Raw genomic sequence first — 22611 nt, 5'->3', positions numbered from 1 at the left:
TCGAACGGAAACCTCGCAATTTATTGCAGAGAAACTAATTAGTTTTGGATTAGAAGTTAGGAAAAATGTTGGTGGTAATGGTGTGATATGCATATTATCCGGAGAGAAACCAGGTAAAACCATTGCATTGCGAGCGGATTTTGATGCATTGCCGATTCAGGATGAAAAAGAGACGCCCTATAAGTCTTCTTGAAAAGATAATTCAGGATACTGATGCAAATGCCTTCGCCAATTTACAATGTCAGTAAAACCACTTTCTAAATCTAACAAGGCCTTCTCCAATATACCTCTGTCATCACTCTCCATAATCCCAGCCTCCTTTCATGTTTTTAAAACCTAGAAAAGCAACGCGATTTATTTTAATATTCAGTATAATTGCGAAAGTAATATTTTTCAATAAATTTACATTTTTAAATTGAACAATAAATAAAGGTGCCAAACCTGGCACCTACAAAAGTTTTCATCTCAAAAAGGGGTTTGTATTCTTTTCATCTAAGATCGTCGTAACTGGCCCATGACCCGGAAAAACAATCGTATCATCAGAAAGAGTTAGCAGTTTTGTATCAATGCTTTTTAAAAGCACTGATTCGCTTCCGCCTATTAAATCGGTTCTGCCAACACTTCCCTGGAACAATACATCCCCGGAAAAGAGCAACCGCTCTTCCTTCGCATAATAAGACACGCTGCCAGGTGAGTGCCCAGGGGTTTCGAATACTTCAAAAGTGAACCCACCAATAGTAAGTTCCTGCTCATTTACGAGAATATGGTCGGCTGGCTTCATCCGCATTGGGTTTTCCGGGAACCACTTCTGTGAGCCATTTAATGCAGGATCAAGCAGCCACTTTGCTTCCTTTTCATGAATATACGCAGGTATCTCATAATAGTCGCGGATTGCATCAAGTGCTCCGATATGGTCAAAATGAGCATGTGTTAATAAAATTGCTAGCGGCTTTAACTTTTTAGTCTGTATGTACTGAATAATTTTCTGCGGCTCCTCACCCGGATCGAAAATAATGCAGTTCTGTCCATCGGAAACTACATAGCAATTCGTTTGCAGCGGGCCTAAAGGAATTTGAGTCCATTTCATTTTCATCAACTCCATTATGATTTTCTACCCTTATCTTACACCAATTTAAGCTACTATTGTTAATCCAGTTTACTCACGCCATAGAAGTGTCACCTTTTAAACCTCGACAAACAATTGAAAAAATATTAAAATATTAACAAATGCAATCTTTTCTACATATTTTTGGTAGTTACTTTATTCTCTGGGTATATTATTAGAGATTAGGTTTTCATTACTTAAAAGGGGGTTTTGATATGATATTAATGGTTGTTTTCGGACTTGTGGCTATCCTAGGTGCAGCAGCTGTGGTTACCTCATTAAAACACAGAAACTTCTTAGGATTCATTTTTGCAGCGGGCAGTGCAGTCGTGTTTGGCTGGTTCACTGTTATGACTGTCATCAACAGCGGTTTTCCTGTTGCACATTAAAGAAAAAAGCTCGCCATGCGGCGGGCTTTTGTTTTAGGTCATTAACTTTCTTTAAATAATCTTTGTATTTGATGGGTTTTCATATCAATGATTTTCTCAAATTGATATCCATATAAGCAGAGACTGCCATCAAGCGAACAGCTTAATGGTTCATTTTCCATGTCCTTCATCAATTCTTCTTGTGTGCCTTTTTCCCAATTTAATTTTGTTAAGGTAAACCTGCCTTCATATTGGTCAACATCTTTTGATTCATTAGGAATAAAAGTTATAAATTCCTTATTTTTTTCGATGAAATCATAGGATGGAATCACCCAATCTGAAAAGCTTTTCAATAGCGGTACGGAAAAAGAGTGGATCGGTTTGTTTGTCTGATCATAAAAAGCATATGTACCACGATCTCGTTTTTCTGTCTCCACTTGAATCGTCATTAGCGCCTGTTTCATTTTTTTAAAGTGAATAACATCGAGCATTAGGCTTTCTTCTCCATCATCATTCAGCGCTTTTCTTTCTAAAGGAGCCGTCAAAGCGGGTTCTTCCCTATTCCAATCAAGAAACATCAGTTCTTTTTCACTTGACCACTGAGCAAAGGGCTGCGGAAAGTCGAGCGTTTCCATTGTTTGCTCTTCTGGATTTAACACATAGCTGCTGTATGTCCAGTCTTCATAAAAACTAGATAAAAACAACATGCCATCTTGATATGAATTCCACTCATAAGCTAATTCATAAGCTGGTATTGCTACAGAATACAGTGGATTTCCTGTTTGATCCAGTATTGCTATTGATGCTTTACCTGAAGACGTGAAAGAAGATACCAAAATATGCGTACCAGCCGGACTGATTGATACTTCAGAAAGCGCAAAAGACGGCTGATAAAAAATGGAAGTATCATTCGTTTCCAAATTCCATACCATCAACTGTGATAAATCATTACCATCCTGCTTCACAGAATATAAAATGGATTTAGAATCAAGCCATCCATAAATAGCTTCGATCTTTTCTGTTTCTGAAGCTGGGATCTTTAATGTGCTTAATGAAGTTTCCTGGTTAGATTGGGAGTGTTCTTTTTCCGTATCATTTACGGGTTTACTAAGGTCCTTGGAAGGCTCACAAGCCGAGATAAGAAGGATAGTGGAGATAAATAATGGGACGAGACACAACATCTTACAGATAGACAGCTGCTTACATAGAGCTGCTTTGAATACTTTAATCTCCACACACCTCCCACTTCAAAACTAAAACGCCTGGCATATGTGAGCGAGACATTAGAAAGAGTAAAGATTTCCAATCGAAACCCTTACGACTTTCATTATAAAGTAAAAAAGAGAAAATGTGGCGAATAATTATCTTATATTTTCGTGGAAGTATATTCCTTCGAAAATCGTCATCACATATACAGTCCTGCCATTAAAATCTTAACTGAATCTTCATATATGGAAGGCATATGTGATAGTGGAAGTGGATTAATTCCCTTACCCAACTCAATTGTGAATCCTACCCGCTTGAACTCCTGAATAAACCAATCCTTATACCCTGCATGGCTGTCAACATATTGGACAGCACGATATCCGCTCCTCTCCTCAAACTCTTTTGCTATATTTGCTGCCTGCTCTGGTTCATGTCCTTCATATCCCCAATAAAACTCTTTACCCTGTGTGTGAAGCGCTATAACTCTTTCAAAATTTCGTCTTTCAGCCAACTCCTTCATGGCGACTGCTTCTGGTTCAGATAAACAGGTCTCTCCTGGAAAATCCCTTGGTGCAGGTGCTTTGGGACCCTTCCTCTGCTTTTCAATCTCCCAATTAGCTGGATATTGATTATTCAGGTCTACTCCACGGATATTAGCTTTCCAGGCATAAAATGCAGGGTTATCATTATTTATTTTCAGTACGTCAACCTTTTCCTCTGCAGCTATAGCCCCCTTAAGGACAAGATCAACCCCATCCGGGTTTACCATTGGAACCATCGAAATAGTCACATCTCGATAGAAGGGCAAGCATTCCATTTCGCAAAGAGAACTATTATTCGTAACTGAAAGCAGCAAATCATTCAACCATTTCATCAAGACCGCCGAAGTAATCCATTCATTTGCATGAAAAGAACCGTTGTAATGAATAACCTTATCACCTTTACCTATCCTTACTTCAAGAAGCTCTTTCCCTAACACACTCACACCAATCGATTCAACTTTTATAAAAGGGTAATGAAATGATAAAATTTCTAGGTCATCAAGAAGTGATTGATAATCATAGAACTTTTCCGTGACAAGGAGAGGCTCCATGATTCGAACTGGTACAGAAAATGGTCTTTGTTCAACTTGATTCACCATTAATAACGCATCAATAGGCAGGTGATATTGTAAGGCAATAGCTGCTAAATCGATATCTTGCCGGGTTTCCTTCTGAAGAATAAAACCCGGAATTTTCACATCTAGGCCTTCTGGCAAAATTCCTCCATGAATATTGGGATTGGCATCCTCAATTAATTCTTTTGGAATTTGAAACAAATCACTGTAATACGTCAACCTATCACCGCTTCTGCTCACAACTCTCATAGCCTTCGCCCCTTTCATTGTTTAATCTTTATGAAACGAATGGCCGAAAGATGTTCAGGAAGACCCAGTGATTTATAAAAGGATGCAGTTATCCTGAAATCGAGTTGAATTACTTTTAGAAAAGCAAAAAAACCTGGTTTTCACCAGGTTCTATACTGTAGACAAACTCGATTAATAATTGAGTTTGTCTACAGTTTTTTTGAGGATTTGTAAAATTCGAACGTTGATTGGAACGTAGGGCACTCGCTTTCCGCGGGCGGTCCGGGAGCCTCCTCGGCGCCCTTTGCGCCTGTGGGGTCTCCCTTGGACTCGCTTTTCCCGCAGGAGTCTCGCACCTTTCGTTCCAATCAACTTTGTTTTAACATTTAGATAGAACCCCTTTTGCCAACTTTTTGTTTTAAAATAGAAGTATAAAAACTTGAGGTGATAAGGATGCTTTCTAAACATGATTCTATTCAGCGAGTTCAACTTGAACTGATTACTTTAGTTCAACTGGTGCCAGCGAACCATTTGGTTCGTAAAATTGAGGCCGCCATTGACTTCTCTTTCATTTATGACTTGGTGAAAGATATGTATTCAGAGGTAGGACGCCCAAGTATTGATCCAGTTATTTTAGTTAACCTGACATTCATTCACTATACCTTCGGTATTCGCTCGATGCGTAAGACCATTGAAGAGATAGATACGAACATGGCCTATCGTTGGTTCTTAGGTTACGACTTTCATGATAAAGTACCTCACTTCTCTACCTTTAGAAAAAACTACGAGCGTCGCTTTAAAGATACAGACCTGTTTGAACAGATTTTCTACCGTATATTAAGGCTGCTACGGAGAAAAAGTTAATCAGTGCAGAACACGTTTTCGTTGACCACACATGTGAAGGTGAATGCGAATAAGCGCAAATTTGAAAAGAAAATCGTTAGGAAAGAAACACGTGGTTATCGAGAACGTCTTCAAAGTGAGATTAACCAAGACCGCGAAGACCAAGAAAAAAGCCAATCCCTCCAGAAAAGTTTGATAAGGAGAAGAGAAAGAAATTAAAGAAAGTACAACCGATCCAGAGAGAGGATACCACATCAAAGACGAACGTACAAAACAGTTTGCCTATTCATTCCATGCTACCTCAGATCGAAACGGTTTTGTAGTCGGCACGATTGTAACACCAGGTAACACACATGATAGTAATATCCTAGAGCCACTAGTGGAAAACGTGATTAGAAGAGTTGGAAAACCCGAAGCTGTTGCCGCAGATGCAGCTTATAAAACACCTGCGATTACGAGATACTTATTTGTACAGGAGATTACACCTGCCTTACCATATACACGACCACGCACAAAAGAAGGATTCTTTCGTAAACATGAATATGTTTACGATGAATTCTCTGACTGTTACCTTTGCCCGGCAGGTGAATCCTTGAAGTATTCTACAACCACTCACCGAAACACATTTGTGCAACATGTCCTTTCTTAGCACAATGTACCGAAAGTAAAGATCATCAAAAAGTAGTGACACGTCACATTTGGCAAGAATACGTGGAAGACGCAGATCATCTTCGCCATCACGAAGATATAAAACCAATTTATGCGAAACGCAAAGAAACAATTGAGCGTATTCGCAGATGCCAAAGAAAAGCATGGCATGCGTTGGATAACGTTAAGAGGACTTAAAAAATTGTCGATGCAGGCGATGCTTACTTTCGCTGCCATGAATTTAAAGAAGATGGCCAACTGGACTTGGCGAGGGCCAGAAATGGCCTAAATAATGACCTCGGAGAGGTCAACTATTCTATAACTGCTTCAAATCCAATAAAAAATCAAAAAGGTTTCGGTATAAGACCATTCCGAAACCCTTTTGTCTACAATCTGAAACCTGGTTTTCACCAGGTTCCTTAATCAATGCTCATAAAATCTAAGCAAATCTCCGTATATGATTCTGTCGGAGTATTCAAGCTCTTGCTTTGCCTTTTCCAAATACCTTTCACATGATTCCTTTTCCGTCGGTTCTCCGGTTTTTTTATCATAGCAGGTATCCATAGTATAAAGATAATTCTTCATGATAAAGCTGCTATCACGTAGAACGGTAAAATCCATTTTCTCCTTAGAAAATAAGTCTTTTCCGAATTCGATATAATCGTCATTTTCAATACCCAGTAAATGCAGGAGAGTAGGCCTTACATCAATCTGCCCAGAAACGGTGGAAATGGTTTGTCCCTTCTCCCCAGGAATATGAACGATCAATGGGACACGCTGAAGTTGAATGGATTCGAACGGCGTGATCTCCTTCCCAAGGAACTGGCTCATCGCAGAGTTGTGGTTTTCCGAAATTCCATAATGGTCGCCATATAACACAATAATAGAATCTTCATATAAACCGTCCCGTTTCAAATCCGTGATAAATTGTTCTAACGCTTCGTCAGTATAGCGAACAGTCGGAAAATATTGATTCAATGTTTTGGAACTAGAATTGAATTCTTCGAGTGTCCTGTCTTCTTCATTCAAAGTAAATGGGAAATGATTGGTTAAAGTTATGAACTTTGCGTAAAAGGGCTCCGGCATTCCCTTTAAGTGAGCAATTGATTGCTGGAAAAATGACTTATCATTCAAACCCCAATTGACCGAATTTTTTTCTGAGACCTCATAGTCATCACTATTATAAAAACGCTGGTACCCAAGAGATTCATACATCAAATCACGATTCCAAAAGCTTTTATTATTGGCATGCAAGGAAGCTGTATAGTAGCCATTTTCCGTTAAAATTTCAGGAGTAGCTTTATATTCATTTTGGGCATGTGTAAAAAATACCGCGCCTCGCCCTAATGGATAGAGGGAATTTTCAATAATGAACTCGGAATCGGATGTTTTTCCTTGGCCAGTTTGGTGATAAAAGTTATCAAAGTAATAGCTCTCTTTAATAAAATCATTCAAAAACGGGGTGATTTCTTCACCATTCACGGTTTTATTGATGACGAAGCTCTGGGTGGATTCCAATGAAACAAGAATCACATTTTTTCCTTTGGCAAGCCCATAGAAGTCATCATTCTCTGCTTTTTGATTAGCGCGAACATAATTTTCAATCTCGGACAATTCACTGCCATCTGCTAAAGCACGCTGAGCCGATGATTTTGTCTGTAATATTGCGTCATACAGGTGGTAATGATACGTACCGATGTTTTTTACGAGGATTTCACGGTCAAAAGTACGAGTAAGGAGTTCCGGACGTTCCGCTTCTGCTAACGCTAGGTTAAAAAAGGTAATTCCTATCGTCATAAGTAAAAAGAATTTACGATCTTGCAGATTGTACGCTCGATTAAAGAATAATTTCGGCTGGTATTTTAAAAGTATTATCAAGAAAAGAAGATCAACAAAATACAAAAGGTCACTAGCATTGATCAGTTCATGAACACTGCTTCCAAGGTCGCTCATATTGCTCGTTTGAAAAAGCACTGGAATAGTTAAAAAATCATTAAAAAAGCGAAAAAAAACAAGGTTGGCAAACAGTACTAGAGTGATTAAAAAACTCATGGCCAATAAATAGGCTGTTCGTCTGGTTTCTTTCAAAAAAATATTTACGCCAAGAGCAAGTAAAAGGAAACTGACCGGATTGATGAATAATATGATTTCCTGAATCCAATTTTCAATATCTATCTCAAAACTTGTTTTATAAGCGATGTATGTTTTAAGCCAAAGTGATATAAACACAACCCAAAATATCGAATATTTCTGATTTTTGAAGTCCCTTTTCAATCTGGTCCCTCCTAATAAAAAAGCGTTGGATCTATAATCTTTTACTTTCAAACAACAAAACAATTTCCGTCACGATTCTATGTTCACTTACTACTGAATGTTAGTAGAAAAATTGAACTTTTTACCCACCTCTTACACCATAATAGAGATGAAGTCATACAACTTGTTATATGTACATGTTTTTTGAAAATTGCATTAATTAACCTTATAACCCTGGTTGTAAAGGGTTATAAGGACAGCATCATGGATTTAATTGATTTTTAATAAGCCAAGCTGCTCCAATTACCCCTGCATCATTGCCTAGTGTTGCAAGACTAATTTTCGTTGATTTACAAACCCGCTTAAATGAATATTTTTCAAATGACGAACGGACATTGGCGAGCAGAATGTCTCCCGCTTGTGAAACGCCTCCACCAATGACGATTTTATCTGGATTCATGACATTTCCAACATGTGATAACGCTAACCCTAAGTAATTGCATACCTTATCTACCACAGCTTTAGATAGAGGATCACCTGCTTTTGCACATTGGAATAACAATTTAGAAGAGAGCCTATTTCCCTCGTTGATTTTCTGATGAAGAAGCGACATTTGCTCGGAATTGTGTAAAGCCTCTAAAGCCAGTCGGACGATTCCTGTTGCTGAAGCAACCGTTTCCAAACAACCCGTTTTCCCGCAATTGCATGGAGCTCCACCATCTGATACAACGGTTATATGTCCGACTTCACCTGCCGCCCCACTTGTACCATGGACGATTTGCCCATTATGGATGATTCCGCCACCTACACCTGTTCCAAGAGTTACACATACAAGGTCCTTGGCTCCATTACCCGCGCCTTTCCACATTTCCCCCAATGCTGCCATGTTGGCATCATTATCGATTACAGCTGGAAGAGATGTCTCCACTTCCAATAGATCTTTTAAAGGATAGTCTTTCCATCCTATATTGATGGCTTCATAAATGGAACCGTTAACAAATTTCACAGGACCAGGGGCACCCATTCCTATACCTAACACTTTACTCTTCGGTTCATTGAGTTCTTCTAGCTTTGCATCAATCGCTTTGGCTATGTTCATCGTAATGAATTTGCCATTTTCGGAGATGTCAGTGCTGATTTCCCATTTATGAATAATCTCTCCGTATAAATTGATTAGGGCAAGCTTGGTAGTTGTACCGCCTAAATCGACACCCATCAGCCACTTTTCCATCATTCTCACCTTTTTATCATTTTTTTTTCTGCTTTTCTCTTTCAAGAGACAATTGCTGCCTTATTAAAAGTATCGCCATTTGATAATCTTTCGTGTCCATCATCTGCATTTGATGAATTTCTCTGATTTCTGCTTCCATCAGTTCAAGCTCGGCTAAACGATCACCAATATAAATAAACGTCCCGAATCTTTTCAAAAATTGTTGAAGATCATAATATGTTTTCATAATAAACCTCTTTACTCTATTCTAAAGGAAAGTATAACGAATCAGCCGCTATGTAACAAGCGCAGATTTTCCCTTATGATAATTTTTTCCATCCCCTCATACATGTCCAACTCTATTCATATGATGAAACATTAGGAAATTGAACGTTCATTGATGGTCTTTTGAAATTTCCATATTTCATAATTTGAACCAACCTAGTATTTTAGAGCAGTCATCATACGTTAAAACGGAGGGGAAAAATGAAACTACAATTGAAGTATACTGTTTTTTTAGTACTAACTACCATTTTTGTCATCCTTTATTTTTCAAATAAAAATCAGGTAGAGGAAACCATTATTTATTTTCCTATCGATACCTCTCTCCATTTTGAACATGCTGCCACTCATTTGACGCCGAAAAAAATAGGAGATTCAACATACTCTATAACTTGGAAGGTCAATTCTTCGTTGGACCGGTCTGCCTACCTACGCCAAGACGTCTCACTCCTTTACAAAAATGGGAAATTGACTGGATCTTTAAAAAATTGGAGACAAAATAAACAAGAACTCTCCCAAAAAGCTAAATCCAAAGAAAGAGAAAGTGGGCGTTATGAAGCGGTAACTTTTCACTATGCCGAGGTACACCCAACTGAAACCATTTTTACCAGTGCTCAGCAACTAAGTAAAGATAAACTTTATGCCGTAACTACACCAACTTTTCAATTTTTCCATAGACCTCTTTCCGAAGAACAGAACGATTGGAAAAAAACATTGGACAACTTGACCGATGAAATCACTCAAAACAGTTTGGAGCAAGCTAGTAAAACATTTCAAATTAATAAAGATCAGTACAAAATTATCGCATTAACCGAGTTGCCTTCAAAAAAAAACCAATGGCTTTCTTCCTTTCCCAAATTCCAACGTGAGGAAATTATCGGAAAACTTTGGGAAGGACTTTATAAAAATTATGTGATAGGCGTAAAAAAGGAGGACGGCTCTACTGTGAGTTCACAAGGTAGCACCATCCCCCAATTGCTTGTAGCAAAGAATCAAAGTGAAATACTTGTCTTGTTTACACTGAAAGACGGTACCCCTATTATGCTACGTCAGAAGCTATAATTGATTTTCAATTTCTTTCAACAATTTAGTATATGATTTTTTCTCTGGAGCAAGCTCAATTGCCTTTTGAGCTTGCTCTTTAGCTTGCTTATAAGATCCTAGATTCATGTATACTAAGGCCAGATTATAATGGGCTTCTGTGAATTCAGGATTTTGTTCAATCGCTTTTTCATAATAATCACGAGCCTGATATATATCCTTTTTGCCAAAAGATAAATTTCCTAGTATAAAAAGTGAAAGCGGTGCGTCGTCAGAATTTTCATCCACATATTTGTTTAACATCTCCACCGCTTTATCTTTTTCTCCATCGTCAATGTAATCCTGTGCCAACATAGCCATGGTTTTATCATCTATAGCTGCACTGTTCTGATGATTAAAACCGAATTGCAGTAAGATAAATGTCAGTATTGCCGTTCCAATTAAAAAGGCCAGCTGACGCAAAAGATTCTTAGCTTTTGGAAGATGGACCACTCCAGCAGCCAAGAAACCGCCAATCAATCCGCCAATATGCCCTGCATTGTCAATGCCGGAAACAGTAAAACCATAAACTAAATTAATAATAATTAACACGATGACCGATGAGCCCATAGATCGCATAAATAATTTTGGATATACAATACCAAAATACAGAAGTGCCCCAAAACAGCCGAAAATAGCTCCGCTGGCTCCTGCTGAAAGATTTGGGGTCATAATAAAGCTACCTAAAGTCCCGGCAAACCCAGCAAAAATATAAATAAATAAAAACCTAGCGTTTCCATAAATCCTTTCCACTTCAGCACCGATTAAATACAACGAAAATGTATTCATAAGTAAATGGATAAAGCCAATATGGACGATCATCGGGCTAAAGAATCTCCACCATTCCCCTTGTATGATGTAGGGAGAATATTTAGCTCCAAACTCAATCAGTGTCTTGGAATTGGTGCTTCCTCCATTGAACTCCATCAAGATAAACACAGCTATTTGTATCGCAATGAATATATATGTAAAGAATGGCTTAGAATTTTGAAATACTTTTTGCTCAGCCTTAGTTTTTTTAACGGATTCCGAGATGGCCTCCTGCTTTAACGTAAGAACTTTGTCTTCATCTAAATCTTCAGCTTTTAGAACTTGTATTGTCAGTGGTTTATTAAGGACATGCTCAAGATTTTGCAACGAATCGGGAATCGATTCACAAGCTAAAATAAACGTGTTGACCTTCGTTTTTTGATATAACGCAGGCTGCAAACTAAATTCATAATCATCAACCGGAGCAAATTTACTCACGTAGATACTTAATATCGTTATAGGTTTTTTGTATAATTTCCTTCTGATTTTTTCCCCATTCTGCAAGGTTCTGTCTATATCGCGTTTTAGCCAGTTTGCCCAATCTAAATCATGACGAATAAGCCTGATGACCGGGAACTCCTTGTTTTTATCGCTTTCGAGCCAAATCTCCTTATGATTTTCCGTGACAGTAATCATTCGATAATCATATTGGGTTGACAACTGCTTTACGGTCTCCCAAAACAAATAATCCTCTTTAAATCCCAATACCTTCCCCACTTTCCAATGAATCTTATCCTTCTAAAATTCCTGTTTCATTTAATTAAAACTATAGACGAAATTATGGAAAAAGTAAAAAAAGAGACTGTTTAATATCCTATCTTTATCTTCTTTTAAATTGGCTATGTTAAACATAATTGTTGATTAACTATGTTGATTGGAGCGGAAGGCACGAGACTCCTGCGGGAGTAGCAGTTCAGGGGAGACCCCACAGGCGCTCTGCGCCGAGGAGGCTACCCGACTGCCCGCGGAAAGCGAAGTGCCTGGAGTGGAACTCAACAGGCAAGTTTAACACAGCCTTTAAATAAAAAAGGAACCCCTATTCAGGTTCCTTTTTAAGATGCTGACATCATGATTTGGTCTGACTGAACATGCTTTGCATCATTTTATCCCTGAAAATTGGCATATTCAAGGATTTGGTCACTAGAAACCTTCTTATTAAGCCGTTAGATAGCGCAACATTTATCAAGCGATACCGGTTTTGATAGCCTGCATAAACCACTAATCCAACCAAGAAAATCTGAACAATTATTCGAAGCATAACAATCCCTCCTACCATTAGTGTGATACAGGACAGGATTTTTATGAGTTAAAAATGATAATTAATAATCTTCATCTCCTAATGGGCATATGTCCGTATAACCTTTGTTGGGGTAATAAGTTTACCCACTGCGATATCATGCACCTCTATTGGCAGATCATCTATTAATTGAACTTCGTATGTAAGGGCTAATGTAGCTCCTCGGTAGTAAGAGAGAAAACGGTCATAATAGCCGCCCCCAAACCCCAGACGATACCCTTCTTTTGTAAAAGCAAGGCCTGGTACAACTAATACATCTAATTCCTCAATCGTAGCTTTATTTGTTTCCGCTACAGGTTCAAGCAGACCATAATAAACAGATTCCAGCTGATTAAAGGACATAATCTTTTTGAACTCCATCGTCTTCTTTTCAGGGTCACATTTTGGAACGGCTACCTCTTTTCCCTCACTCCATGCTTGCTCAATAATCCGGACCGTTGGAACTTCCGGAGGAATTGAAATAGTAATCCCAATGGTTTTAGCTTTTTTCCATTCATCTAGGGAAAATAAGTTTTCAGCAATTTTATTCGATAATTCTTCATGTTCGTCTTTGGTCAGCTCCATTAAACGAGATCTAATTTCATGCCGAAGCTTTTTCTTATGTTCTCTCATCTTTTCCGACTCCTTTAGTCTACTTCTATTATTATCTCATAATATTTATTCATTTACTAAATACGAAGTAGAAAATTGTCGAATTATTCCGTGCATATTAGAAAAAGGTTCACTAAAAGGGGCTCGATTCTTTCTAAAATCGAATATTAAGAAGGGGACATTCAAAAAAGCATAAAAAAAACAACAGGAAAAATCCTGTTGCTTACTTTGTTTCACGGTGAGTGGTGCTGCGTTTTTCTCTTGAGCAGTATTTTTTAAGCTCAAGACGGTCTGGATTGTTACGTTTATTTTTTTTAGAAATATAGTTACGGTCTCCACATTCAGTGCAAGCTAACGTAATATTCACGCGCATGTGTATTTCCCTCCAAACATATTGACTTTTTTACATAGGACTTATCTATAATAGCATTATTTATCGTGAATTGCTAGTATGTTTTTTGGGAAATACAACATAAACTTTTTTTATAGTTTATTACCCACGTTTTGCATCGTCAGAAGAAGCTGATTATTTATGACTTTCGCTTCTTCTCTCGTTTCAGCATGAATGGCCCAAGCCACCGCTTCCACACATTCTTTTGGCAAGATCTCCGTCTCTAAGGTAAACATGCTCGTGACGTCACCCTTTGCAAGCGGTGAATAGGCAAGTAGTCCTTCTTTCAGTGATTTAAAACACCCCTCTTGATAAAGGCTTCCTTTACCTTGAATGCAATATTGCGAGATACTCTTCCCCTTTACTAATCCCCCTAATAAGGCAATGGATTGAGGAGCAACGTGTAAAATTGCCCTTTCATTTGGACTGTAAAAAGCCACTGCCTGCCTTTCGAAAGCGTTTTCATAGTGAAAAAATACCTTAGGATATTTAGGTTCAAATGAAGTATTCCTTATCGTAAACTTTGAAAAGGTTACCTGTCCCTGAGTATAAGTTTGTAAAAGCGTCCGTATCTCCCCATGAGGATGACTCATTATATCCTCTTCAGGATACCAATCAAAACTCTCGTCCATCCATAGCCCGGCCTTTAACCCCTTTCGGTATAATTCCTGGTTATCCTGCGGCATATACGCGGATAGTGTACTCATACAATCATCCCTTTCTCTAAATTAATTTATATTTAACTTATCGTTAGGCGCTTAAGGGTAAACTATCCTTTATAGATTCTGCACACCATTTTCACTTTAGTTTTCACTCATGATTAACTATTCAAAATATTTCGTCTTTTATTTTTATTCTATCTTCATGTTAGCATTGAATTGGCTGATGGACAATAAACACATTTTGTCGAATTTTATTTAAGCTGGCTAGCAAAGGGTTTTTCCCCGTTTTAAAATAAAAAATTTTCCATCTCTTTAATTGGCATCATGCTTTTCGACAAAAATTGGATATAAATAAGACATAATTATGAAGTTAAATGTTATTTTAGATGATATAAAAATATGAAAATCACCAATTATTTTAAAATATGTGTAAAATATAAGTAAATGTCGAAAATTCTCTTCTGAGGTGAAAGCATGGAAGCCCTTATTATCCTATTATTCTCATTAGCCATCGTCATACTTATGATTTCTTTTTTCAAACAAGATAAGATTACCAAGTTAGAAGAAGATCTAGAGCAAATGACCTTAACCTATATGCAGGATATCTACCAATTAAAGAAGAAAGTGAAGATTCTTGAGGAGGAATTTGTTATTCAAGATGAACCAGTTATTCCTGAAGAATCCCAATTCAAACAAGCTGTTTCTTCCAATGAATTGGAGCCTATTCATAAAATTTTAAAAAGCCAGGTTCTTTCTTTATACAGCCAAGGTCTTTCTTTGAACCAAATCGCTAAGCAATCCTCTTTAACAAAGGAACAAACCATCTCTGTCATCGAACAACATAGATTGCGGGGAAACGAAAATGAATAAAGCAACACTGCAGGGTCTTTCTGCCGGTATCATTTTTTCCACAGCAATCTTTGCTGGCTTTTATTATGGCACAGGGGCGAATGCCGGCCCCGCTCTGACTACGGAGAAAGCTAAGAAATTGCTCGAAGAAAAAGGATTTGTCGTATCACTTCCGAAGGATGAAGACGAACTAGCTGGCAACCCATCGAAGAATGCGGACAAAGAAATACAGAAAAATCAAGATCTGAGTCCGATTCAAGAAGCGAAAGGGAAAGAGGTTTCCACAAAAAAAGGCTACATCGTCTCCTATACTTTAAAAGTGAAATTAAATATGACTACTACAGAAATTACCCAGATACTAGCTAAAGAGAAAATCATCGATGATGCTGCTGGTTTTGAAGCTTATATGAATGAACATGATTTCTCTAAAAATGTTCAAATTGGCGACTTTGTCGTTACAAATAATATGACTTACAGACAGTTGGCCAACACTTTAACTCATTAATAAAAAAGAGAGACTTTTTAATTGGACTTTGTCCGAAAAAAAGCCACTCTTTTTCCATTTAGGAATGTATTCATTCATTCCTGCCAATATATCTCCCTCTTACCAGAAAGTAAATATTTTCAGCTATATTCGTTGTATGATCAGCCGTTCTTTCTAAATATCGGGCAATTAAAGAAAGCTGTGTGATCTGCTGAAGGTTTTTTTCATCTGAAAGCCGAAGAAGACTTCTAATCATCTCTCCATAAAAGCTATCGACTTCATCATCCATTTCAATAATTTCTCTTGAAAGAACAACATCTTCTTTCTCAAATGCTTCTATCGAGAGTTCAATCATCTTTAATGTAATATCATGCATTTGCTTTAAAGGTGTTAAGGGCAGAATAAATGGCTGGTCACCGATTCGGATGGCCGATTTAGCGATATTGACGCCAAAGTCCGCCATCCTTTCAATATCTGAAGCGATTTTTATGGCAGCAATGATTCTCCGCAAATCAATCGCAACCGGCTGTTGCTTAGCAATCAGTAAAATCGCAAAGTCATTAATTTCCTCTTCTAGTAAATCAGCTATTGTATCATCATCAATAACTTCAAGAGCCTCTTCAACATTCTTGTTTTCCAGTGCGGTAAATGATTTTGATATCGCACCTGAAGCTAAATTAGCCAACTTCACTATTTTCTCTTGCAATTCTTTTAATTGAAGCTCAAAATTTTCACGAACAACCATTGTCGCATCTCCTTTTCATTAGCCAAAACGTCCGGTAATATAATCTTCTGTTCTCTTATCATTCGGGTTCGAAAAGATAGTGTTAGTGTCGGAATACTCGATGACTTCCCCATTTAAGAAGAAGGCCGTTTTATCAGAGATACGAGCTGCCTGCTGCATATTGTGAGTAACGATGATGATACTGAAATCTTTTTTTAGCTCTTGGACTAATTCTTCTATTTTCAAAGTGGAAATAGGATCGAGAGCAGAAGTCGGTTCATCCATTAAAATGACATCTGGTTCAATCGCCAGACAGCGAGCAATACAAAGGCGCTGTTGTTGTCCACCAGAAAGGCCATACGCATTTTCATGCAGACGGTCTTTCACTTCATCCCAAATGGCTGCCCCTTTTAAACTCTTTTCCACAATTTGGTCCAGAATCTTTTTATTTTTGATACCATGGATTTTTGGTCCGTATATGACATTTTCGTAAATTGATTTAGGGAAGGGATTAGGCTTTTGGAAAACCATACCAACCTGGGTCCTTAAATCTTCTACCTTGTAAGACTGATCTAGAATATTGCGGTTCCTATATTTAATCTGCCCTGTCGTTTTAACTTCTGGAACAAGTTCAATCATCCGGTTTAACGTTTTGATGTAGGTAGATTTCCCACATCCTGATGGCCCGATAATGGCTGTTACTTCATTTTGATACATATCTAGATTAATATTTTTTAGTGCATGGTTTTCGCCGTACCATAAATTGAGATTTGACGTTTCATACACCGTTTCCTTTAAAAAAACAGAATCTGCATTTTCTATTTCACCTGCTGGAGCCTTTTTGGGTCCCGTTAATGTCATATTCATTCTTTCCTTCCTCCAATCAGTATCTTTTCTGGAATTTGTTACGGATTAGGACAGCTACCGAATTCATTAAAATTAACAGTGCAAGTAAAACGATGATACCTGCAGCTGCAACCTGCTGAAATTCCTCCTGTGGCCGGGATGTCCAGTTATAGATTTGCATCGGTAGCACCGTAAATGTATCCATGACCGATTGCGGTAAAAAGGCAATGAACAACGGGATACCAACTACCACTAATGGTGCCGTTTCCCCAATAGCCCGGGATAAAGCTAGTATTCCACCTGTCAAAATACCAGGTATCGCAGCTGGAAGAACCACTTTCAAAATCGTCTGCCATTTTGTTGCACCCATTCCATAAGAAGCTTCCCTTAATTCACGCGGTACAGAACGTATGGCCTCCTGAGCTGCAACAATAATGACTGGCAAGACGAGTAGGCTCATCGTCAAACCTGCTGCCAACACGGAGCGATCCAAAGCTAGAGCCCTAACGAAAACCGTTAAACCGAGCAATCCAAATACAATAGACGGAACACCTGCCAGGTTGGATATATTCAACTTTATAAAAGTAGTGACCCAATTCTTTCGTGCATATTCCTCTAAATAAATCGCCGTTCCCACACCAAGAAGAAGGGAAACTGGGGTAACGACGGCCATTAACCATATAGAACCGATAAGAGCTGCCTTTACACCAGCCTCTTCCGGTTTCCTTGAAGCGAAATTCTGGAAGAAATCCAAATTCAAATGACCAATTCCTTGAGTCAATATCCGATAAAATAAGATGGCCAATACGAGAAGGCCAAATAAGGTTGCTAAGAAGAATAAGCCTTTACATATCGAGTTAACCGCCAGCCGAGTGGGCATTTTTTTTACAACATGATTTTTGTTTATCAGTTTCATGTTTTAATATTCCTCCCTGAACTTGCGGGAGATGAACTGCGCCAGTAAATTCATAATAAGCGTAAAGACGAACAGTGTCATTCCAACCGCATATATGCTGTAGTAAATCGTTGTCCCATACCCTGCGTCTCCAGTACTTACCTGTACGATATAGGCAGTCATCGTTTGAATAGAATTTGTGATGTCCATACTCATACTTGGAGTCGATCCACCTGCGACACTTACGATCATGGTCTCTCCAATTGCTCTGGATAAAGCCAGGACAATTGATGCAACGATACCAGACATGGCCGCGGGCAATACCACTTTAATCGTCGTTTCCAGCTTCGTAGCACCTAGAGCATACGCACCTTCACGAATCGATTTCGGTACTGATACAAGTGCATCTTCTGATAAAGAGGCAATCATGGGCATGATCATGATTCCTACCACAATCCCAGGACTTAGGGCATTGAACATGTCAAGAGAAGGAAATATATCCCGCAATACCGGCGTTACAAAGGTTAAGGCAAAGAAGCCGTAAACGATAGTAGGGATTCCAGCTAAAACTTCTAAGATCGGCTTAATGATTCTCCGTGTTTTCTCTGATGCATATTCACTCAAGAAAATGGCGGTTGCAAGACCTACCGGAACTGCAACTAACGCCGCTATTACCGTTACCTTCAACGTTCCAACAACAAGTGGCATTACCCCAAAGGAAGGCGTAGCTGCAAAAGGTAGCCATTTTTGTCCTGTTAAAAACTCCACGATGGACACTTTCTCAAAAAATATAAAAGTTTCAAAAATTAACGTAAGGATTATCCCAATGGTTACAAATACAGAGATCACCGCTGTAAGGAACAACAGTTTAGGAATGATTTTCTCTATATTCCATCTTTTTTTGCTTTTCTTTTCTAGAATCAATCGCTGTACAGAATAGGTATCTGTTTGTTTCGGTTCCAACATGTATCCTCCATTCAGACACGCAATATTATATCAAGGCTACCCAATCCCTTTATTTATACTAAGAGATTGGGCAGCCTGTTAAACAGATTATTTTTTTAGTTCGTTCAATTTATCAAGATCCTTTTTGTACTCTTCTTCCGGTAAGCTAATGTAGCCTACTTCTTCAGAAAGCTCTCCAGCATTTTCAATGACGAATTGAGTATAATCGGCCACTTGTTCCTTTTCAGCTACACTTTTATTTGATACATATGTGTATAGAGGACGAGACAGTGGTGCATACTCTCCGCTTTTAATCGTTTCATGTGTAGGCTCAACAGCACCCTTGCCATTATCGATGGATACAATTTTTAATTTATCCTTATTTTCTGCATAGTAAGCAAATCCGAAGAAACCGATCGCATTTTTGTCACCTTCTACCCCTTGTACAAGAACGTTATCATCTTCAGAAAGAGTCGCATTTTCGACCATTGGTTTTTCATCTAAAATAACTTCGTTGAAATAATCATATGTGCCAGAATCAGTTCCCGGAGAGTAAAATTTAATTTCTTCCTTCGGCCATTCCGGGCGTATATCAGACCATTTCTTCACTGATCCATTGTCAACCCAAAGATTTTTTAGTTCTTCTGTTGTCATTTTATCGATGAACTCATTATCTTTATTGACAACGACAGAAATACCATCAAACGCAAGCTTCATTTCTGTATACTCAATTCCCTTTTCATCAAGTAACGCACTTTCTTCGTCTTTGACTGGTCGGGACGCATTACTTAGATCCGTTTCTCCAGCGATGAATTTTTTAAATCCTCCACCTGTTCCTGATGATCCTACAGATACTTTAACATTAGGTTGTTCTGCCATATATTCTTCAGCAACTGCCTCCATGATTGGAAATACAGTCGATGAACCATCCATAATCACTTCGCCCTTGAGTTTATCTGAAGCCGTTTCATTTCCTTTACCGCTGTTTGAAGTATCATTAGATCCACATCCAGCTGCCACTGCTATTACTCCACCCATTACTGCAGTCATTGCCATAAATTTGAAACGTCTCATTTGTAAATCCCCCTAAGAATTTTATATGAATATTTTGTCCTACAAACACATCATACGTTTAGACTGTAAATACCGTTTAAAGCAATTGTAAACATTCAGTAAATAATTGTTTATATATTGTAAAGGTAGTCAGAAAGTAATATGGTACTAATTAACAACAGTATCTTTTACATTAATCACTCTCTTATTTTGTGCCCAGTGCCTGTTTACATGAGGGGAAATCTCCAACTCCAACTTAAGTGATTATAAGTCTTTTTAATAAGCGGAAAGTGCCAAGCTCGAGGCATACGATAGCATGACACCACAATGAGCAATTTTACTTTATGACAAAAAAAACACGCTTTCGGTTTTACCCAAAAACGTGTTTTATGACTTTTTATTCATTTTCCTGACTATTTCTTATTTCAGCCTGCTCTTTTTGAACGTCTTTACCATTCTCTACCTTCAACTCAGTCGTTTCTTCAGTATTCCCTTTCTTAGCCCGTTCTTTTTTCAGTTTGAAATAAGTATCCATGATTTCTACACCTATATCTTTACTCATGCTATGGCCCGTATGTCCTTGATATGCCCACGGGACAACTACCGCAAAAGCAACTTCCGGGTTTTTAGCGGGTGCATAGCCAACAAGCGTGATATTCATTGTATCTTGAGGTTCGCTATAATCCGTTCGGTTCGGACCATCATAGAACGCTTGCGCCGTTCCGGTTTTACCAGCTACCGTATATGGTTTCTTACCAAAATACGTATATGCTGTTCCGCCTGGTTCCATCGTTACTTTCTCGAAACCGCTCTGCACACGCTCTATCCACTCTTCCTTCATATCCAGACGATTTATGACTGTCGGTGAAATGTCTTCAGCAACAGGACCCAATTCCTCGTTATTATCAACAGGATCACGGATTTCCTTAACAAGATGCGGCTTCATGCGATTTCCACCATTCGCAATGGCTGAAACATACTGCACAAGCTGCATTGGTGTATACGTATCGTACTGTCCGATTGCGAGGTCAAGAAGCTTACCTGGTGACGTTTCCGAACCTTTGAATCCGCTCATTTCATTCGGCAAATCAATCCCCGTGCGAACCCCCAAGCCAAACTGGGCAAATGAATTACGCATGGTTGAAAAGGCGCTTGAATTAATATTTAATGGTTCGTTCGGAACATATTTCGCACCTGCAATATTAATCGCTGTCCTAAACATATAAACGTTCGAGGATACTTTTAAGGCGGTTAAATCATTAATATTCCCGAAGTTACTATATGAGCCTTTTTCCTTTGTACCCTTGATCTTAAGTTTTGTATCATAAAAGTAGGTACCCGGCTGGATGGCACCCTGTTGATAACCGGTCAAAACAGTTGCACCTTTTACGGAAGAACCCATCGTATAGGAAGTCGTAATATTCCCTAATGCAAAGTCCTCTATGGAAGATTTCCCTGTTTTCGGATCCTTTTCATATTTCTTACCAGCCATCGTTAAAATTTCCCCTGTATTAGGATCCATCATAACGACAAAAGCTCTATCCAAGAACTTAGTGTTGCCCATTTTTTTCTTGGCAATCAATTGCTTTTCAATGATTTCCTCTGTTGCAAGTTGTAAATCCATATCAATTGTCAATATAAGATCTTTTCCTCGCGAACCTTCTGTAATCACTTCGGAATCCACAATGTTCCCTGATTTATCGGTCACATTCCTTACCTTAGCTTTCTGTCCTTGAAGAATATCCTCATATTGCGCCTCAATATAACTCTTACCTACTCGGTCATTCCGGCTATAATCGCGTGCTAGATAATAGTTCAGGCTTTCACTAGGTAATCCTTCTTCAGAAGAAGAAACTTTCCCTAACACAGATTTGAGCGTTTTATTATACGTATAGAAACGATCCCAATCCGTTGATACATCAACCCCAGGGAGCGAATCAAGGTTTTCACTCACCCTTGCAAATTCTTCCTTCGTTACTTTCTTGTTTTTCACAATTTGCGGAGTCAGAGCATATCCACTTGCGAATTCTCTATAGATGGCGAGAGTTTCCATTTCTTCTTTAGGAATCTCCATTTCTTTCTCAGTAATTCGATCAAGCTGAAGCTTATACAAATCACCTTTTTCAAGCTCGCCCTCTTCTACTTGTTTTCTCTCTTTATCCGTAATCTTTTTCTCTGCAAGCTCTGGATTATTTAAAATCCAAAAATCCTTTTTATCACGATCCGTCACTTTATCCGTTTCTTTATCAATCAACTTCGCAAGTTTCTCAGCCGTTTCGACCATTTCTTTTTGTTTCGTACCTTGCTTTCTTGTATATGTAATTGCATCCAGTGGTTGGTTGTCGACCATCAATTTTAAATTACGGTCATACATTTTCCCACGGGGCACCGAATTATTCACGGTCACTTCCTCTGTTCTTTCAATCTCGCGCCGGTAATCATCACCATACACAATCTGTACAACACCCAAACGCAAAATTAAAGCAGAAAACAAAACAAATACTAAAAAGAAAAGAATATTTAATCTGAAAGGCACATGCGTCTTTTTCTTTTTCTTTTTATTCACACTAAGCCACACATCCTTTTTACATAGTCATAATAGTCCTATACCATTCTATAGAACATTTATATTTTTTTCTACCTTAGTGTTCTAGAAATATTAAACATCTAATGAACTTTGCATAAAAAGTGACTTACGGCTCATAATTTCAAAAATCGTAAGTC

22 protein-coding genes and 2 pseudogenes are annotated in these 22611 nt (G+C 38.3%); 6 read left to right on the top strand and 18 right to left on the bottom strand.

Annotated elements, in window-relative coordinates:
• Positions 1 to 7: 7 nt before the first annotated feature.
• Positions 8 to 187, top strand: a pseudogene (locus ACQKMR_RS04655) (amidohydrolase); the annotation flags it as partial.
• Here the strand turns inward: ACQKMR_RS04655 and ACQKMR_RS04650 are convergent.
• Positions 178 to 306: a hypothetical protein gene (locus tag ACQKMR_RS04650; protein ID WP_427696230.1), complete on the bottom strand. Its 129-nt coding sequence runs from the start codon at positions 304 to 306 to the stop codon at positions 178 to 180. The pseudogene ACQKMR_RS04655 and the gene ACQKMR_RS04650 sit on opposite strands and share 10 nt — an antisense overlap.
• A gap of 154 nt (positions 307 to 460) precedes the next feature.
• Complete coding sequence (locus ACQKMR_RS04645) at positions 461 to 1087, bottom strand: MBL fold metallo-hydrolase (RefSeq protein ID WP_053346952.1); 627 nt, start codon at positions 1085 to 1087, stop codon at positions 461 to 463.
• 233 nt (positions 1088 to 1320) lie between these two features.
• Here ACQKMR_RS04645 and ACQKMR_RS04640 point away from each other — a divergent pair, with 233 nt between their 5' ends.
• Positions 1321 to 1494, top strand: a complete 174-nt coding sequence (locus ACQKMR_RS04640) for a DUF2759 domain-containing protein (protein WP_082527590.1) — start codon at positions 1321 to 1323, stop codon at positions 1492 to 1494.
• A 41-nt stretch (positions 1495 to 1535) separates the two neighbouring features.
• Here the strand turns inward: ACQKMR_RS04640 and ACQKMR_RS04635 are convergent, their stop codons facing one another.
• Positions 1536 to 2708 carry a hypothetical protein gene (locus ACQKMR_RS04635; protein WP_427696229.1) on the bottom strand — a complete coding sequence of 391 codons (1173 nt, stop codon included), beginning with the start codon at positions 2706 to 2708 and terminating at the stop codon, positions 1536 to 1538.
• Positions 2709 to 2878: 170 nt separating this feature from the next.
• Positions 2879 to 4045, bottom strand: a complete 1167-nt coding sequence (locus ACQKMR_RS04630) for a M14 family metallopeptidase (RefSeq protein WP_427696228.1) — start codon at positions 4043 to 4045, stop codon at positions 2879 to 2881.
• A 432-nt stretch (positions 4046 to 4477) separates the two neighbouring features.
• On the opposite strand from ACQKMR_RS04630, the pseudogene ACQKMR_RS04625 reads away from it, so the two are divergent.
• Positions 4478 to 5804: pseudogene (locus ACQKMR_RS04625) on the top strand (IS1182 family transposase).
• A 134-nt stretch (positions 5805 to 5938) separates the two neighbouring features.
• Here ACQKMR_RS04625 and ACQKMR_RS04620 read toward each other — a convergent pair.
• The 3 genes from ACQKMR_RS04620 to ACQKMR_RS04610 form a co-directional block, all read right to left on the bottom strand.
• Positions 5939 to 7789, bottom strand: a complete 1851-nt coding sequence (locus ACQKMR_RS04620) for an LTA synthase family protein (protein WP_427696227.1) — start codon at positions 7787 to 7789, stop codon at positions 5939 to 5941.
• A gap of 241 nt (positions 7790 to 8030) precedes the next feature.
• Entirely contained in the window at positions 8031 to 9002 is a 972-nt protein-coding gene (locus ACQKMR_RS04615; protein WP_427696226.1) for an ROK family glucokinase, read from the bottom strand.
• A gap of 13 nt (positions 9003 to 9015) precedes the next feature.
• Entirely contained in the window at positions 9016 to 9225 is a 210-nt protein-coding gene (locus ACQKMR_RS04610; protein ID WP_427696225.1) for a YqgQ family protein, read from the bottom strand.
• 239 nt (positions 9226 to 9464) lie between these two features.
• Between ACQKMR_RS04610 and ACQKMR_RS04605 the strand changes: the two genes are divergently transcribed.
• A complete protein-coding gene (locus tag ACQKMR_RS04605; RefSeq protein ID WP_427696224.1) occupies positions 9465 to 10322 on the top strand; it encodes a hypothetical protein in 858 nt (285 codons plus the stop codon).
• On the opposite strand, the gene ACQKMR_RS04600 is transcribed toward ACQKMR_RS04605, so the two are convergent.
• The 5 genes from ACQKMR_RS04600 to ACQKMR_RS04580 form a co-directional block, all read right to left on the bottom strand.
• Positions 10317 to 11855, bottom strand: coding sequence for a rhomboid family intramembrane serine protease (locus ACQKMR_RS04600; RefSeq protein ID WP_427696223.1), 1539 nt, complete (start codon positions 11853 to 11855; stop codon positions 10317 to 10319). The two genes, ACQKMR_RS04605 and ACQKMR_RS04600, sit on opposite strands and share 6 nt — an antisense overlap.
• A gap of 361 nt (positions 11856 to 12216) precedes the next feature.
• Complete coding sequence (locus ACQKMR_RS04595; protein ID WP_427696222.1) at positions 12217 to 12408, bottom strand: hypothetical protein; 192 nt, start codon at positions 12406 to 12408, stop codon at positions 12217 to 12219.
• A 78-nt stretch (positions 12409 to 12486) separates the two neighbouring features.
• On the bottom strand, positions 12487 to 13059 hold the full coding sequence (locus tag ACQKMR_RS04590; protein WP_427696221.1) for a 5-formyltetrahydrofolate cyclo-ligase: 573 nt from the start codon (positions 13057 to 13059) through the stop codon (positions 12487 to 12489).
• Positions 13060 to 13261: 202 nt separating this feature from the next.
• Positions 13262 to 13411: a 50S ribosomal protein L33 gene (gene rpmG / locus ACQKMR_RS04585; RefSeq protein ID WP_028391797.1), complete on the bottom strand. Its 150-nt coding sequence runs from the start codon at positions 13409 to 13411 to the stop codon at positions 13262 to 13264.
• 110 nt (positions 13412 to 13521) lie between these two features.
• A complete protein-coding gene (locus ACQKMR_RS04580) occupies positions 13522 to 14136 on the bottom strand; it encodes a hypothetical protein (RefSeq protein WP_427696220.1) in 615 nt (204 codons plus the stop codon).
• Between the two features lie 429 nt (positions 14137 to 14565).
• On the opposite strand from ACQKMR_RS04580, the gene ACQKMR_RS04575 reads away from it, so the two are divergent.
• Both ACQKMR_RS04575 and ACQKMR_RS04570 read left to right on the top strand, forming a co-directional pair.
• Positions 14566 to 14961 (top strand): hypothetical protein, encoded by a 396-nt coding sequence (locus ACQKMR_RS04575; protein WP_427696219.1) that lies wholly within the window; start codon positions 14566 to 14568, stop codon positions 14959 to 14961.
• A complete protein-coding gene (locus ACQKMR_RS04570) occupies positions 14954 to 15445 on the top strand; it encodes a hypothetical protein (RefSeq protein WP_427696218.1) in 492 nt (163 codons plus the stop codon). The genes ACQKMR_RS04575 and ACQKMR_RS04570 overlap by 8 nt, the downstream gene beginning before the upstream one ends.
• A 70-nt stretch (positions 15446 to 15515) precedes the next feature.
• Here the strand turns inward: ACQKMR_RS04570 and phoU are convergent, their stop codons facing one another.
• The 6 genes from phoU to ACQKMR_RS04540 all read right to left on the bottom strand — a co-directional run bounded on the left by phoU (position 15516) and on the right by ACQKMR_RS04540 (position 22453).
• Positions 15516 to 16169 carry a phosphate signaling complex protein PhoU gene (gene phoU, locus ACQKMR_RS04565; protein WP_427696217.1) on the bottom strand — a complete coding sequence of 218 codons (654 nt, stop codon included), beginning with the start codon at positions 16167 to 16169 and terminating at the stop codon, positions 15516 to 15518.
• 18 nt (positions 16170 to 16187) lie between these two features.
• Complete coding sequence (pstB, locus tag ACQKMR_RS04560) at positions 16188 to 17015, bottom strand: phosphate ABC transporter ATP-binding protein PstB (protein ID WP_427696216.1); 828 nt, start codon at positions 17013 to 17015, stop codon at positions 16188 to 16190.
• Between the two features lie 16 nt (positions 17016 to 17031).
• On the bottom strand, positions 17032 to 17910 hold the full coding sequence (pstA, locus tag ACQKMR_RS04555) for a phosphate ABC transporter permease PstA (protein WP_427696215.1): 879 nt from the start codon (positions 17908 to 17910) through the stop codon (positions 17032 to 17034).
• A gap of 3 nt (positions 17911 to 17913) precedes the next feature.
• On the bottom strand, positions 17914 to 18852 hold the full coding sequence (gene pstC / locus ACQKMR_RS04550; protein WP_427696214.1) for a phosphate ABC transporter permease subunit PstC: 939 nt from the start codon (positions 18850 to 18852) through the stop codon (positions 17914 to 17916).
• Positions 18853 to 18942: 90 nt separating this feature from the next.
• Positions 18943 to 19908: a phosphate ABC transporter substrate-binding protein PstS family protein gene (locus ACQKMR_RS04545; RefSeq protein WP_427696213.1), complete on the bottom strand. Its 966-nt coding sequence runs from the start codon at positions 19906 to 19908 to the stop codon at positions 18943 to 18945.
• Positions 19909 to 20284: 376 nt separating this feature from the next.
• The gene (locus ACQKMR_RS04540; protein WP_427696212.1) at positions 20285 to 22453 is read right to left on the bottom strand and encodes a peptidoglycan D,D-transpeptidase FtsI family protein; all 2169 of its coding nucleotides are present in this window, start codon (positions 22451 to 22453) and stop codon (positions 20285 to 20287) included.
• Between the last annotated feature and the right edge of the window lie 158 nt (positions 22454 to 22611).

The sequence above is a fragment of the Peribacillus sp. NPDC096540 genome (assembly GCF_050278525.1).
Taxonomy (GTDB): domain Bacteria; phylum Bacillota; class Bacilli; order Bacillales; family DSM-1321; genus Peribacillus.
Note: the sequence above shows the minus strand (reverse complement) of the source record. Positions and strands in the feature narration are given on the sequence as shown.

Bases quoted from the DNA above. Each gene is read 5' to 3' on its own strand.
- ACQKMR_RS04570 (WP_427696218.1), top strand. From the start codon at position 14,954: ATGAATAAAGCAACACTGCAGGGTCTTTCTGCCGGTATCATTTTTTCC.
- pstA (WP_427696215.1), bottom strand. From the start codon at position 17,910: ATGAAACTGATAAACAAAAATCATGTTGTAAAAAAAATGCCCACTCGG.
- ACQKMR_RS04650 (WP_427696230.1), bottom strand. From the start codon at position 306: ATGGAGAGTGATGACAGAGGTATATTGGAGAAGGCCTTGTTAGATTTA.
- ACQKMR_RS04630 (WP_427696228.1), bottom strand. From the start codon at position 4,045: ATGAGAGTTGTGAGCAGAAGCGGTGATAGGTTGACGTATTACAGTGAT.
- ACQKMR_RS04605 (WP_427696224.1), top strand. From the start codon at position 9,465: ATGAAACTACAATTGAAGTATACTGTTTTTTTAGTACTAACTACCATT.
- ACQKMR_RS04615 (WP_427696226.1), bottom strand. From the start codon at position 9,002: ATGATGGAAAAGTGGCTGATGGGTGTCGATTTAGGCGGTACAACTACC.
- ACQKMR_RS04610 (WP_427696225.1), bottom strand. From the start codon at position 9,225: ATGAAAACATATTATGATCTTCAACAATTTTTGAAAAGATTCGGGACG.
- ACQKMR_RS04580 (WP_427696220.1), bottom strand. From the start codon at position 14,136: ATGAGTACACTATCCGCGTATATGCCGCAGGATAACCAGGAATTATAC.
- phoU (WP_427696217.1), bottom strand. From the start codon at position 16,169: ATGGTTGTTCGTGAAAATTTTGAGCTTCAATTAAAAGAATTGCAAGAG.
- pstB (WP_427696216.1), bottom strand. From the start codon at position 17,015: ATGAATATGACATTAACGGGACCCAAAAAGGCTCCAGCAGGTGAAATA.
- rpmG (WP_028391797.1), bottom strand. From the start codon at position 13,411: ATGCGCGTGAATATTACGTTAGCTTGCACTGAATGTGGAGACCGTAAC.
- ACQKMR_RS04595 (WP_427696222.1), bottom strand. From the start codon at position 12,408: ATGCTTCGAATAATTGTTCAGATTTTCTTGGTTGGATTAGTGGTTTAT.
- ACQKMR_RS04545 (WP_427696213.1), bottom strand. From the start codon at position 19,908: ATGAGACGTTTCAAATTTATGGCAATGACTGCAGTAATGGGTGGAGTA.
- ACQKMR_RS04590 (WP_427696221.1), bottom strand. From the start codon at position 13,059: ATGAGAGAACATAAGAAAAAGCTTCGGCATGAAATTAGATCTCGTTTA.
- ACQKMR_RS04575 (WP_427696219.1), top strand. From the start codon at position 14,566: ATGGAAGCCCTTATTATCCTATTATTCTCATTAGCCATCGTCATACTT.
- ACQKMR_RS04640 (WP_082527590.1), top strand. From the start codon at position 1,321: ATGATATTAATGGTTGTTTTCGGACTTGTGGCTATCCTAGGTGCAGCA.
- ACQKMR_RS04645 (WP_053346952.1), bottom strand. From the start codon at position 1,087: ATGAAATGGACTCAAATTCCTTTAGGCCCGCTGCAAACGAATTGCTAT.